The sequence below is a fragment of the Polymorphospora sp. NPDC050346 genome (genome assembly GCF_040655695.1).
GTDB classification, from domain to species: domain Bacteria; phylum Actinomycetota; class Actinomycetes; order Mycobacteriales; family Micromonosporaceae; genus Polymorphospora; species Polymorphospora lycopeni.
Genome location: NZ_JBFAKM010000050.1, coordinates 1 through 13776 on the forward strand (window position 1 = coordinate 1; position 13776 = coordinate 13776).

Genomic DNA, 13776 nt, shown 5'->3' on the forward strand with positions numbered 1-13776 from the left:
CTGCTGGAACTGGTGAGAAGAGCGGAGTGATGGGAGACTGTCACGCTCCGTTCCGTGGGAGCCCAGGGCTGCGACGCCCTGGGCCACCCGACCCTCGACTGCCGACTGCCGACTGCCGACTGTCGGGGTGGTCCTGTGTGGACTTCGGCGTGTCGGTGCTCGACATGGATGCGGCCACCGTCTGATGATCTTCCGGTTCCTGGCAGAACATGAAGAGCAAGGACGGTGGCCGTGGCCACGATTCTGGACTACCTGGGCGTGCTGTTACCAACCGACCCCCCGCCGGGCGGGCCAGCGGACCCGGCGGTGGTCCTCGCCGACTTCCGGCGGGATCTCTACGCGTGCCTGACCGCTCGGGCGGACGCGTTGTTCGAGCTCGCGGACGCGGTCCTATGTGCTGACGGGCCGATGACCAGCCTGGTCGGATTGCCGTTGGTGGCCGAGTACCGGCGTGGTCACGGCGCCCTGTACGACGGGTTGAACGCCGGCCGGATCGACCTTGCCCGACTGCGGACCAGCCTTGCCAGGCTGCCGCTGCCACGTGCCACCGACGGTCGGATCGTCCTGGCGGTCGATGTCAGCAACTGGCTGCGCCCGGACGCGTCCACCTCGTCCGACCGGCTGTTCTGCCACACCTACGGCCGGGCCAGGAACCAGGCCCAGATGATCCCCGGATGGCCGTACTCATTTGTCGCCGCCCTGGAACCCGGCCGCACATCGTGGACCGCGATCCTGGACGCGCAACGGCTGGGACCGGCCGACGACGCCACCGCCGTGACCGCCGACCAACTCCGCGACGTCGTCGACCGGCTCGTCACCGCAGGCCACTGGCGCCACGGCGACCCACCGATCCTGATCGTCGCCGACACCGGCTACGACATAACCCGACTCGCCCACGTCCTGGCCGACCTACCCGTGCAACTACTCGGCCGCCTACGCGCCGACCGGGTACTACGACTACCGAAACCGCCCCGACCACCCGCGACGGTCGGTCGTCCGCCCAAACACGGGCCCGAGTTCCGCCTCAACACCCCACACACCTGGCCCACCCCGCAACACCACACCACCACCGACACCAGCCGCTACGGCACCGCCAACATCCAAAGCTGGAACCGACTCCACCCACGCCTGACCCGCCGCACCAGCTGGATCGACCACGACGGTGACCTGCCCGTCATCGAGGGCACCCTGATCCGCCTCCAGGTCGACCACCTGCCCGGCGACCGCGACCCGAAACCCGTCTGGCTGTGGTGCTCCACCACCGACGCGACCACCGCCGACATCGACCGCTGGTGGCAGGCGTTCCTACGCCGCTTCGACCTGGAACACACCTTCCGCCTGTTCAAGCAGACCCTGGGCTGGACCCGCCCCAAGATCCGCACCCCACAAGCAGCCGACCGCTGGACCTGGCTGATCATCACCGCCCACACCCAACTCCGCCTCGCCCGCACCCTCACCACAGACCTACGCCGCCCCTGGGAACGACCCGCCCCACCCGGCCGACTCACCCCCGCCCGCGTCCGCCGAGGCTTTCGGAACATCCGCACCAAAAGCGCTCTACCAGCCGGCGCACCGAAACCCACACGACCGGGCCCCGGACGTCCGCCAGGCACACCGAACCACCGACACGCACCCCGCCACGACGTCGGGAAAACCGCCGTCCGCGACCTGAGCATCACCGCCCGCAAACAACGCGCAGGTTAAAGAACAAGCATTAGAGGTTCGAGTCCCCTCGGCTCTGCGAAAGATCCTCGAACTTGATCGAGGTTTGTCGGGTCGGTTCGGGTATCCGTTCACTCCAGCCGTGCTCGTACCAGGGATCGCGGCTCACGTCCGGCGAACAGCCAGCCGAGGGCTGCGGCGACCGACGGGACGCCGACAGCGATCACGAGCAGTTCCACGAGCGGCACGCGCGCCAGCTCGTTGAGCTGGTCGCGGGATGAGCCCGCCACGATGACGGTGTACGCGGCACCGATGCCCAGGATCCCGCCCAGCAGTGCGAGCCCGCCGGCCGTTGTCGAGGTGAGCCTGCGCCGGATGCGACCCGTCGCGCCCGTCGCGGTGAGCGTGCGCAGGTCGGCTGCCGCCTCGGCCCGGATCAGCCCGACGGTCATGGCAAGGATCGCGAGCGCGAGTACGGCTCCGGCCGTTGTCGCGATCGCGCGCAGTGCCAGGAGTCCAGCGCTCTTGTCGCGGTCCTCGATGACCAGGCCCGCGTCGAGCGCGAGTTCCCGTGCTCCGGCGAGCTGCGTCGCGGTCAACGGCCGGGGGTTCTCGACCAGCCAGCCGGTCCGCACTGGTTGCCAGTTGTTGCGGTGCAGCGCCGCCGGTGTGAGGAGCGTCTTCGGAAGCGACTCGAACTGCGGGGTCGGCAGCCGCTGGGTGGCCGCCCGGGGAAAGGACCGCGCGGTCTCGCCAGACTCGGCCGGCAGCAACAGGTCCGAGTCGGGCTGCGTGGTCAGCACGTCCGTTGCCTCTCCGATGCTGGCGGGGTCGACGCCGTAGTACCGCAGGATCTCAGGTGTGGCGACCAACGGTGCCTGCCGCGAACCGGAGCCCGGGTCGGTCTGCGGGCCGACATCGACCGGCAGCCGCCCGGTCCCTCCGCCGTCGGCATCCGCCTGCGGAATCTCGATTGGGTCTATCGCGACTGCGAGTGGGATGACGGTCGGGTTGGTGAGCGTGGCGGTGTACCGCCTGACCTGGGCCTCGATCGCGGTCAGCTGATCCGGTGTGCGGTCGGGAACGCGTAGGCCGGGGACGTCGATCCAGATGAGAAGCTGACGGTCGGAGAGGTTGCTCTCGGCGGTGGTCTGCTCGACGACGTTCGCCGCGAGCACGATCCCGGTCGGGATCGCGAGCGCCACGCTGATCGCGGCCAGCGCGGCGCTCGACCGGGCCTGATGGCGGGCGAGGTCACGTAAGGCTAGTCGGGCAGCGACCGGGAGCCGGGCGCCGACGGCGGCGAGCACCCGGACCGCGAGCGGGGCGACGAACAGAAGTGCGAATCCGATCGCCAGCGTGCCAGCGACGACCAGCGCCAGATCGGCGATCTCCAGCTCGTTGTCACCCGCCGCGTTGTTGCGTTGGGCGAGCCGCAGCGACCCGACGCCCAGCACGAGGAGCACGACGGCGGCCACCGCCGAGCGGCGTGCCCGCTTGGGCCGTGGCGGGCGCGAGGACAGGGCAAGTGTTATCGGTACCCGGGCAGCGGTGCGCGCCGGCCACCAGGCCGCGGCGGTCGCCGTCAGGAGAGTCAGCAGTACGACGGCGACGATCTGCCACCACGGTAGGTCCAGCCGGTCGATGCGGTGTCCCGCCGCCGTTTCGAACCGTGGCGTCACGGCGAACCACATCAGGACGCCTGCGACGGTGCCGACCGCCGACGCCGCGGCACCGACCGCGGCACCGTGGGCCAGCAGCACGAGACGGAGGTGTCGTAGAGTCGCCCCGACTGCGGCGAGCAGGCCGAGCTGGCGCAACCGGCGGTGCGCGATGGCGGCGAAGCCGGCCGTCGCGATGAGGCAGATGAGCAGCATGCTCACCGCGAAGACGCTGAACACACCGGCGGCGGCCTCGACCCACGCGTGCGTGGGGCGCAACTCGTACACGGGCTGGCCGTGCTGCGCGCGGTATTCCGCGAACCGTGCCGGATCGGCGGCGGTGAGCACCGTGATCACCTCCGATGGTTCGGGCTGTGCCGGCGCGACGAGGATGAACTCCGCGCGCAGATCGCCGGGGTTCTCGACCAGGCCGACCACTGTCCAGGTGCGCCCGTCGAGCGTCAGCACGTCGCCGACGCGTACCCGCAGGTCTGCCGCTATCTCGTCGGTGAGCGCCGCCTCGCCGGCCGCGGTCGGGTAGCGACCCGTCAGCAGCTTTAGCATCGGCTCGCTGTACGGTCCGTGTGGATCCTGCGCCCGTAGCTCGACGGTGTCCGCCGAAGCCGGGGCCGGCAGGTACCGGTGCCCGATCACGTCGATCGTGCCGAACCACTCGCGTGCCTGCGCGATCTGTGGATCCGGTGACCGATCGTCGTCGGCGTACAGCGTGAACCGCTGGCTGGCGTCACCGAACCTGGCGGTGCCCGGCGGTGTCAGGTGGTAGCCGGCCGACACGCCCACGACGGCTGCCGTGACGGCGACGGTCAGGAGCGTCAGCACCATGATCTGCTGGCGCCACTCGCGGCGGAACAGCCGCCACGCCCAGCGGACCACCGCGCGCCGGGCCGGCAGGCCGCCGTTACGGCTCACGGGTTCGCTCCCGGTGCCAGGAGGGATTCCGGGCCACGGCTCGGTACCGTCTGGTCGACGACCCGGCCGTCCCGCAGGAACACCACGCGGTCGGCCCAGGAAGCCATCTGGGCGTCGTGGGTCACCACCACGCCGGCCACGCCATCGTGGCTGGCCAGGCGGAGCATGCGCATCACCGTCTCGCCGCTCAACGAGTCGAGCGCGCCGGTGGGTTCGTCAGCCAGCAGCAACCGCCGTTCACCGACGACGGCCCGCGCGATCGCCACCCGTTGGCTCTCGCCGCCGGACAGCTCGTCCGGAAAGCGGGTGGCCCGCTCGGTCAGGCCGAGCTTTGCGAGTACCTCCATCGCGGCTGCCCGGGCAACCCTGACCTTCACGCCGTCCAGTTCCAGCGGAAGCGCCACGTTCTCGACGGCGGTCAGCCCGGCGAGGAGGTTGTAGTTCTGGAAGACGTACCCGATGGACTGCCGCCGCAGCCGCGCGCGGTCGTGGCGGGACAGGCGCGCCAACTTGTGACCGGCGATGACGACGTCGCCGCTTGTCGGTTCTTCCAGCGTTCCGGCGATCGCGAGCAGCGTGCTCTTGCCTGAGCCGCTCGGGCCCATCACCGCCACCAGTTCGCCGGCCCGAACGGACAGGTCGACCTCGCGCAGCGCGTGGACCTCGGTGGGACCCGATCCGTGGACCTTGGATACCTGACGCAGTTCGACGGCCGCACTCATCGCCGTACCCCCGCGATCCTGCGACCGAGGCGGGGCGCGGAGGTGGTGTCCCTGCTCGCGGTGCGGGCCGGTAGGCGCTTGAGCCGGGCGTCCGTGGTGTCGAGCCACCGGACGATCGCTTCTATCCGGAACAGCTCCGAATCCACGACGAGCGACAGCTCCACCTCATCCTCGGCGATCTCGGACTTCAGATGGGTGTACTCCTGCATCGCCTGCACGAGGTGCCGTCGGTGCCCCTGGAGAAGCTCGGGCAGGTCCACACCGGGTACACGCATTGCTACGAGCACCTTGATGACGAGTTCGTCGCGCGGTGGTGGAACCACGTCCGGTGGTGTGCGCAGCCACCCGTTCAGCTCGTCGGAGCCGGTCGGCGTGATCGTGAAGACGTTCTGGGGCCCGCCGGAGCCCTCCGACTCGACGAGGCCGTCGCGCTCCAGGCGCTGAAGGGTGGTGTAGACCTGCCCTACGTTGAGCGGCCATACCTCCCCAGTTCTGGACTCGAACTCCTGCCTTAGCTGAAGGCCGTACTTGGGGCCCTCGCTGAGCAGGGCCAACAGGGCGTGCCGGATACTCATACCGAGTATGATACTCGGTATACTGGTCTCGCTGTCAACGGTTCAGGCGAGTGCCCCTGGCGCGGTGCGCATGGTGACACCTCCGGCCCACCACGCCCACCGAACTGCCTTGTCCGGCTATCTGCCGTGTTCGGAGCCCCATCGCTCGCCGCATGCCGGTGAACGAGTGCGGGGTGCCGGACCGACCCCACGCCGGCCTGGCACCCCTACCCGCTGGCCGGCGAGAACCCGTCAGGTCGCCGGCCGAGTCGTGCTTCGCCGCCTCAACTGCGGCCTCGACGGCAACCACCGCCGATGACGCACCGAAGCCGACGCCCGCCGCGACTTGTTCAGATGGATCGCCTTCCACCGCCGCCATCCCGCACTCGGCTACCTCGCCCCTGCCGACTACGAACCAGCACTCAAACCCACTACGCCGCAACAGATAGCGGCATAAGCCGGTGTCCACATCCCAGGGGGAACCTCGTGATCCGTCGGGCGGGTGGGGCGGCGCAGACGACAAGGTGCAGGGTGCGGGTGGGGGCGGTGTCGGTGGGCGCCAGCGTCCGCCGTGGGCGAGGCTGGAATGCGGTGGTGACAACGTTGCGGGTACGAATAGATGCGGCAGATCGGTGGGGCAAAGCGGCCGAGAGTTCTTCTCGGCCCGATTCGCGCCACCTTTCCTTCGAGGGATTTCCGCTGGCCAAGTCCTGCCTCCGCGCTAAGTTGCGTCCCACTCGCCAACGGCGAGCCTCTGCCGCGGACTTCGACGGCCCGGCAGCCACCTGCTTACCAGGCAACCCCTTCGCCGACAAGATTCGACCTACCAGATAGGACCCGGTGACCTGCACGTATCCCGGGGCACACTTCGGCTTGGTGGTAACACGAGAACGGGAGGCGCCGTGGCTCAGGGGTCTCCTCGCAGTACCGCCTTGCGTCGGCGGTTTCAAAGGGCGGTTCGAAGGTTTTTGGTTGATCTATGCTCTGCCTCCTCTTGAGGATCGTTCTGCGTGCCCGCATAGTTGGTTCTCTTCATATGCGTGGAAATGAGTTCCGGCCACGACCGGCCGGGATCAAGCGTGTCGGAACAGTGCGGTCGCCGTCGGTGGTGAGGGGAGTAAGTAGAGTCCGGTCATGGGTAGAACAGATCGAGCCAGCCTCCTTATCCACGTCGACAGCACGAAGGTGTTCGCCGCCCTGGTGAGCGAGGAGGCGTTGGTCACCTGGTTGCCTCCGAAGGGGATGCATGGCCGGTTCGAGCGGTTCGATATGCGTGAGGGCGGCTCCTACCGCCTCGTCCTGACGTATGACGACGCTTCCGATGCCCCCGGCAAGACGTCGGCTGGTTCGGACGTGTCGGTCGTGCGCATCTCCCGGCTCGTTCCAGGCGAGCAGATCGTGCAGGAGATCGACTTCGAGTCCGATGACCCGGCGTTCCGGGGGACGATGGAGATGGAATGGAATCTGCGCAGCGTCGACGGGGGAACCGATGTCGAGGTCGTTGCGCGGAATGTCCCGGACGGGATCCGCGCCCGTGACCATGCCGAAGGGATCACTTCGTCTTTGACGAGCCTCTCCGCATATCTCGAGCCGTAGGCGACCTGTCGGGCTTCTCCGACTGGTTCGAGGCTCGGGATCGGCGGCGATCGACCAATGGCGTGCTCGCCACCTAACCGCCGGCCCGGTGACGGTGGCCTGCGGTGAGAACTCTCGTTGTTGCGTGAACCCGGATTGCCGCACCAGCCGCTCGTGGATCACCGTGCCCTTGAGTAGTACCTCCGCCCGTAACGACGCGTCGATCATGTGCGCGAACGGCCATCTGGGCCCGTTCCTGCTCTCCAACCTCCTTGGGGCCGCTACCTGTTTGGCCGGGGGCAGCCAGATCGAGCGTCAACCCACGGGCAGGGCGCGTCTTCGGGCCGGCGGGGGCGAGAGGAACCTCTCGCCCTCCGCCGGTGGCGGTGTGGCGATGGTCAGGACTTGGTGAGGGCGGGCGTCGGGGAACCCTGGACGGCCTCGTGTCGGCGGCCGTCGGTGGCGGTGATCGCGATACGGCGCGGCTTGGACGCCTCGGCGAGCGGAATTGTCAGGGTGAGCACCCCGTCCTGCCAGGTCGCGGCGATCTTGTCGAGGTTCAAGCCGTCGCCCAGGGCGATCCGCCGCTCGAAGGTGCCGGTCGGTCGTTCCCGACGGACCCACTGCACGCCGTCGTCGCTACGGGCGGAACGCTCGGCGCGGATGGTCAGCACCTGCCGGTCGATGTCGACCTGCACCGAGCCGGGATCGACGCCGGCGAGGTCACAGTGCAGGACGTAGTGGCCACCGGAGCGGTAGACATCCAGCGGCATTGCCTGGGTAGCGGTGCCCGTGATGGCCGTACCGGTACCGAACACCTGGCCGGCGATACGGTCGAACTCGCGGAAGGGATCGAAAGTCAGCACCACGGATACCTCCTACAGACCTCGTCCACCGGCCCTTCCGGTGGACACGTGGCACTCGGCTAAAGATCGATTCTGCCGAGCCACTGCAGGCTTCCCGCGGCCCATCACCGCGAGCGACCAGCAGCGACACTTCTTATTTAGCACTCCCCGCGGCCGACTGCCAAGTCCTACACGAAGATCCACTCCGGCTGCCGAAGACGCCCGCCGCCAGGGCACAGAGATCAGGTGGCCCGACAGGGGTCTACTCGCTCAGGTCGAGCACGAACCAGCCGGCCGCGGCCCGACGGCGGTGAGCCGACAAACGGAACCTACGCGCGGCGCCACCCTCAGGCGCCTACGACCAGCCTGTTTCAGCCATCACCGAAAATGCGCTAAACGCGATATAAGCACTAAAAGACATTGCAGTAGTGGGGCGCCGAGCACCTCGCATCCACCGAGCAGCTGCGCATACTGCCAGTCACGCGGGGCACCCGGCGCCGGGTTCGAGTCACGCTGGTCGACGAGGAAGGCGCGCTTGTCGACCAGGCGGACGCGGAACTCGGGCCGGCTCCCGCCGTCAACGCGCATTGACCACCGGGATCGCGCCCCGCGAGACGGCGAGGTCGATGTCAACGCCGGCCTGCCCTTACCCCAACCGCTGACAGGCTCTGCGCGGATTAGCGGCGTACGGCACCGCGACCGAGGCGTAATCTGACGCGCGTACCTGGCGTTTGTCCTTCCAGACCACGCCACGTGATACTTGATCATCGCGTTGACGTAACAGGAGACCCCATGGCCAGGCAGGTAATCACCACGCTCATCGACGACCTGGACGGGAAACCGGCCGACCGGACCGTCGAGTTCGGAGTCGACGGCGTCAAGTACACCGTCGATCTGTCCGAGGCCAACGCGGGCAAGCTGCGCACCGCTCTCGACCCGTTCATCGAAGGCGGCCGGCGACTCGGCCGCGGCGGGCCGGCTTCTCCGACGAGCCGGCCGGCCAGCCGATCCGCGGCGGCCCCGAACAGGCGTCAGGAGAATCGTGAGATCCGCGACTGGGCCGCCCAGAACGGTTTCGAGGTCTCCGAACGTGGCCGTATCCCACAGGAAGTACTCGACGCCTACCGCACGGCACACCGGTAGCCGTCTCCACCTTCGGGCGGCACCGTCAGAGCCGTCGGTGAAACCCGAGCGCTTCGCTGTCGGGTCTGGAGGTGTTGGTCGCGGTGGCGGGTCTGCGTCGTGGCGATCGTGACGGATCCTGCGGCGAGGATGGCGGGCGCGAGCATGGCCGGTGGGCGGAACGCGATCGTGACGAGCAGGATGATGGCGCTGGTTGGGATCGGGCTCGGCTGGGAACCTGATGCCCGCGAGCGAGCCCGGCCCCGGCCTGCCCGGCCAGGGCGAGCCCGATCGCCGCGAGCACTTCATGCAGGGGCAGGCTGCGGCGGGCGGTCCGGCGGGTCAGCCCGTCGACCTGCTCGACGAGGGTTCGCCAGGCCCAGACCACCGTCTTGTCAATCACCGCCTGTCGCCGCTCCGCAAGAGAGGAGCTCAGCCTCTCTGACTGGACGCAGGCAATCGCGGGTGATGTAAGGCGCTCCGCGCTGGCGGTCGGCTCCGCGACCGAGGCGGGGACTGCGCAACCTGGCGGCGGTCCGGCATCTCATACCGGCCGCGGGCTCCCCATGCTAGGGCTTGCTGCGCCCCGATTCAGGTTCTGTAGCGCGTGTCGGTGGGATGTCGGGGAAGGGGATGGGATCGCTGGTGACGCCGATGAATGTTCCTTCGTGGCGGTTGTGGAATGCGATGATGACGTGGCGTCCGTTTCGGTCTTTGGTGATTCGGCCGGCGTACAGCGTGTCGTCGGTGAGTGGTCGGGCGTCGGTGATGTTGTAGGGCCCGAGCGGGCTGGCGGCGTGGGCGAGCCAGGTTCCGCCCGATCCGGGGTCTCGTTGACGGGAGTGCGCGAACTCCGGACGCAGGCAGGAGAATACGAGGAAGAACTGGTTGTCGATCTTTTCGATCTGCGGGACTTCGAGTTGGCCGAATCCGGTGCCGGATTGGCTCAGCGGTGGCTGCACCTGCCAGGTGAGGAGGTCGGGTGAGGTTGCGTGGCCGATGACGCCGCGGTCGTCGACCGGTCCGTGGTTGGCGCGTGTGGTGATGAGCATGTGCCATCCGTCGCCGTCGGGGTCGGCGAGGACCCATGGGTCGCGCCAGTGTTCGTCGGGCCATCCGTCGCCGAGCGGTTCGTACCATCGTGGGTCTGTGGTGAGGATGGGGTTGTTCGCTGCCTTGTGCCAGGTCATCAGGTCGGTGCTGGTGGCCAGTCCGATCTGTTGGCGGATGTGCCCGTTGACGTCGGTGGTGCCGGTGTAGAACATGTACCAGGCGTCGGGGGCCTTGATGATGCTGCCGGTCCAGGTGGCGAGGTCGTCGAAGGCGGGTGCGTCGCTCGGGACGAGTGCGTCGGCGACGCGGGTCCAGGTCTTCAGATCGGTTGAGGTGGCGTGGCCGATCGCGGCGCGGCGGTGCCTGCGTTCCGGATCGTGTAGTGCCCGTGATGCGAAGAGGAAAAACAGGTGGTATTGCTCGCCGTCGTCGACGATCCAGCAGTCCCACACCCATGAGTCGGGCAGGCTGAGCATGGAGGTCCTTCCTGTTGTGCGGTGAACGGGACCGGGTTTCAGCCCTTGAGTCCGGTGAGGGCCATGCCTCGCACGAGGTGTCGGGAGCCGAGGATGAACAGCACCAGGGGCGGCACGATAGAGATGACCACCCCGGCGAGGACCACGGCGATGTTGGAGGTCCGGGCGAAGCCGTCGAGGACGGTGAGTCCGAGGGGGATGGTCATCTTGTCGATGCTGTTGATGAAGATGAGTGGGCGGAAGAAGTCGTTCCAGGTGGCTAGTCCGCTGAGCATGGCGACGACGACCAGTGCTGGACGCGACATGGGCAGGATCACGTTCCAGAAGATGCGTAGGTGGCCGGCGCCGTCGAGTCGGGCGGCCTCCTCGTAGCTGGTCGGCAGGGTGAGCATGTGCTGGCGGAGGATGAAGATGCCCATGGGGAAGACGAGGGCGGGTAGCACCAGCGCGGTGCGGGTGTCGATCAGGTCGACCTGCCGGAACATCAGGAACAGCGGAATGACCGTGACCTGGACGGGGATCATGAGGCCGGACAGCATCAGGAGGAACAGCGCGTTGCGGCCGCGGAACTTCATGCGCGCGAAGGGGTAGGCGGCTGCGGCCGAGATGATGCATTGAAGAATCGTCGCCACGGCCGTCACGGCCACGCTGTTCAGGATGAACGAGAAGAAGGGGACGTCTCTGAAGACAGCCGTGTAGTTGGCGGTGTGGAAAGAAGTGGGTAGGAGCGCCGGCGGCAGGTTGAACGAGTCCTTCGGTAGCCGCAGCGACGTGGCCAGCATCCAGCTGAACGGCAGGAGCATGAGTGCGCTGGTCGCGATGAGGACGGTGTGGTTGACGGTCGCGCCGATACGGGGGAGCAGCCGGCTGCGGTTTCGCTGATCATTCATTGTCGTATCGCACCCATCGCTTGCTTGCCAGGAACTGAACGAGCGTGATGGCGAGGATGCACACGAACAGCACGGCCGAGATCGTGGACGCGTACCCGTACCGGCCCGCTTCGAAGTTCTGGTAGATGTACATGGTGACGCTCGTGGACGACGTGCCCGGACCACCGTCGGTGAGCACGAACGGCTCGTCGAAGAGTTGCAGGTAGTTGATGAACGACAGCACGACCACGAGGAAGGTTGTTGGCGTGAGCAGCGGCAGGATGATGTAGCGGAACCGCTGCCAGGCGTTGGCGCCGTCCACGTCGGCCGCCTCGAGGTAGCTGTGCGGGATGTTCTGCAGGCCGATGAGGAAGAACAGGTAGGGCGTGCCGACGAACTTCCACACGCTGAACACGATGATTGCCGGGATGCTCCACGTCGGTGAGACCAGCCATGGGATGTGCGGGGCGCCGAGCTTGGCCAGGTAGTAGTTGACGACGCCGTTGTCGGTGTCGAGCATGAATCCCCAGGCCACCGCGACCGACACGGTGGTGACGATGGTCGGGAAGTAGATGATGGCGCGGTAGATGGATGCGGTGCGCGCGGCCACGCGGAAGGTCGCATAGGCGAGCCCGAGCCCGAGGATGCAGTGCGCGGCGACGAGTGGGAGCAGCATCTTCAGCGTGTTGCCGAATACCTGCGGGACCATCGGGTCGTCGAAGAACCGTCGGAGGTTGTCCAGGCCGATGAAACGCGGCTGGCCGATGATGCGGTAGTCGAGGAAGACGAGGGCGAACGCCCCCAGCATGGGTATGCCCACGAGGATCAGGAACAGCCCGAGCGCGGGTGTCAGGAAGCCGTAGGCCGCCAGCGGCGACCGGGTCCGGCGGCGGGACCGCCGGGGGCGCGGCATGCCGCCGGTGCCGGCGGCGGCTGGCGCGGGTGGGGCTTTGGGGATAACCACCGGATTGCCTTTCGCGGTGCACCGAGGTGGCCTGCGGCTGCGGGCCGCAGGCCACCGGCCAGGGCTAGCTGTCGAGCGCGCGATTGATGTCCTTCGCGGCGTGGTCGAGGGCTTCCTGCGCGGATTTCTGGTTGGAGTAGACCTCGGACAGGGCCTTGACGAAGATTGTCGACACGTCGGTGTATCGCACTGGTGCCTGGATCGCCTTGACGCTGTCGGCGGATTCCTTGAAGATTCCGCCATTGGCCGGGGGCGCCGCGGTCGTGACGGAGGTCATCACGTCCTGGCGGGACGGGATGGAGTCCACCGCGAGGAAGTTTGTTTGCGAGTACTCGCTGGCCGACAGCCACATCGCGAACTTCTGCGCCTCTTGCGGGTGCTCGCTCGTCTTGAGGACGGGAAACGTGCCGCTGCCGAAGGCCGCCGTCTGCGACTGGAACGTGGGCAGGTACTGCACGTCGAAGTCGCTGAAGTCGTTCTGCTGGTAGCTCGCGACCGGCCACCGCCCTGCGGGATACATGGCAAGTTTGCCGGCCATGAACAGCCGTCCGGCGTCGACGTTGGGGCCGGGCACCGGCGAGACGCCGTGGGTGTAGACGAGGTCGTGCATGAACTGCACGACCTCGACGGCGTTCGGTTGGTTGACCGTTGCCTTGGTCATGTCCTCGTTGAGAACGCTGGCGTTGTTGCCGTACAGGAAGGCGGTGGTGAGGAAGTAGTCGTTCGGGATCATGAACCCGTACTGCTTCTGGCCGTCGACGGTCTTGGTCAGGGCCTGTGCCGCCTTGAGGAAGTCGTCTTTGGTCCAGTTCTCGGCGGGCAGCGGTACGCCCGCTTCCTCGAACAGTTTGGTGTTGATGTGCATGACGACGTTGTTCCAGTCGAAGGCGTAGCCGTATGTCTTGCTGTCGATCTGGAGCGGTGCCTGGATGTTGGGATGGATCTGGTCCAGTCCCAGCGAGGTGACGTAGTCGCCGTGTTGGGCGGCGTAGTCGTCGAACGGCATGGCGAGGTCGTCGTCGACGAACTGTCGGATGCCTTCGACCGCCAGGCGTAGCAGGTCCGGGGCGTCACCACCGGCGACCATGGTCTTGACCTTCGTGATGTATTCGGACCAGCTCGTGAACGGAATGAACACGTACTTGACTGATACATCGGGGTTCGACTTCTGGTATTCGCGTACGAGTGCGTCGAGCTTGGCCTGAGCGTTCGGATCACTCGGGTAGGCCAGGGTCAGGGTGACCTTCCCGTCGGACTCGGATGAATCGCCGACGCCGCATCCGGCCACGCCCGCTGCGAGTATGGCGGTGGCGGCTATGGCAAGGATCTTGCGGAACATGATG

At 67.4% G+C, this 13776-nt stretch carries 11 protein-coding genes; 3 read left to right on the forward strand and 8 right to left on the reverse strand.

All coding sequences use genetic code 11. From position 1 onward, the window contains the following. The first annotated feature begins 306 nt into the window (after positions 1-306). Positions 307-1704 carry an NF041680 family putative transposase gene (locus AB0I42_RS33180; protein ID WP_357543746.1) on the forward strand — a complete coding sequence of 466 codons (1398 nt, stop codon included), beginning with the start codon at positions 307-309 and terminating at the stop codon, positions 1702-1704. A gap of 89 nt (positions 1705-1793) precedes the next feature. Here AB0I42_RS33180 and AB0I42_RS33185 read toward each other — a convergent pair whose 3' ends face one another. Genes AB0I42_RS33185 through AB0I42_RS33195 form a run of 3 tightly spaced genes read right to left on the reverse strand, consistent with a single transcriptional unit; the run spans position 1794 to position 5550 of the window. Next, a complete protein-coding gene (locus AB0I42_RS33185; protein ID WP_357543704.1) occupies positions 1794-4253 on the reverse strand; it encodes an FtsX-like permease family protein in 2460 nt (819 codons plus the stop codon). Beyond that, on the reverse strand, positions 4250-4975 hold the full coding sequence (locus tag AB0I42_RS33190) for an ABC transporter ATP-binding protein (protein WP_357543705.1): 726 nt from the start codon (positions 4973-4975) through the stop codon (positions 4250-4252). Before AB0I42_RS33190 ends, AB0I42_RS33185 begins: the two co-directional genes overlap by 4 nt. Further along, entirely contained in the window at positions 4972-5550 is a 579-nt protein-coding gene (locus tag AB0I42_RS33195; protein ID WP_357543706.1) for a PadR family transcriptional regulator, read from the reverse strand. The genes AB0I42_RS33190 and AB0I42_RS33195 overlap by 4 nt, the downstream gene beginning before the upstream one ends. A 1113-nt stretch (positions 5551-6663) precedes the next feature. Here AB0I42_RS33195 and AB0I42_RS33200 point away from each other — a divergent pair. Beyond that, positions 6664-7125, forward strand: coding sequence for an SRPBCC domain-containing protein (locus AB0I42_RS33200; RefSeq protein WP_357543708.1), 462 nt, complete (start codon positions 6664-6666; stop codon positions 7123-7125). 377 nt (positions 7126-7502) lie between these two features. Here AB0I42_RS33200 and AB0I42_RS33205 read toward each other — a convergent pair whose 3' ends face one another. After that, the gene (locus tag AB0I42_RS33205; protein ID WP_357543709.1) at positions 7503-7973 is read right to left on the reverse strand and encodes an Hsp20/alpha crystallin family protein; all 471 of its coding nucleotides are present in this window, start codon (positions 7971-7973) and stop codon (positions 7503-7505) included. A gap of 768 nt (positions 7974-8741) precedes the next feature. Here AB0I42_RS33205 and AB0I42_RS33210 point away from each other — a divergent pair. Beyond that, positions 8742-9092: an Lsr2 family protein gene (locus AB0I42_RS33210; RefSeq protein ID WP_357543710.1), complete on the forward strand. Its 351-nt coding sequence runs from the start codon at positions 8742-8744 to the stop codon at positions 9090-9092. Between the two features lie 548 nt (positions 9093-9640). Here the strand turns inward: AB0I42_RS33210 and AB0I42_RS33215 are convergent. From AB0I42_RS33215 to AB0I42_RS33230, 4 genes are all read right to left on the reverse strand, one after another. Further along, positions 9641-10600 carry a family 43 glycosylhydrolase gene (locus tag AB0I42_RS33215; protein WP_357543711.1) on the reverse strand — a complete coding sequence of 320 codons (960 nt, stop codon included), beginning with the start codon at positions 10598-10600 and terminating at the stop codon, positions 9641-9643. A gap of 38 nt (positions 10601-10638) precedes the next feature. Further along, the gene (locus AB0I42_RS33220; RefSeq protein WP_357543712.1) at positions 10639-11490 is read right to left on the reverse strand and encodes a carbohydrate ABC transporter permease; all 852 of its coding nucleotides are present in this window, start codon (positions 11488-11490) and stop codon (positions 10639-10641) included. Continuing rightward, positions 11483-12433, reverse strand: coding sequence for a sugar ABC transporter permease (locus AB0I42_RS33225; RefSeq protein ID WP_357543713.1), 951 nt, complete (start codon positions 12431-12433; stop codon positions 11483-11485). The genes AB0I42_RS33220 and AB0I42_RS33225 overlap by 8 nt, the downstream gene beginning before the upstream one ends. Positions 12434-12497: 64 nt before the next feature. Then, positions 12498-13772, reverse strand: a complete 1275-nt coding sequence (locus AB0I42_RS33230; protein WP_357543715.1) for a sugar ABC transporter substrate-binding protein — start codon at positions 13770-13772, stop codon at positions 12498-12500. Between the last annotated feature and the right edge of the window lie 4 nt (positions 13773-13776).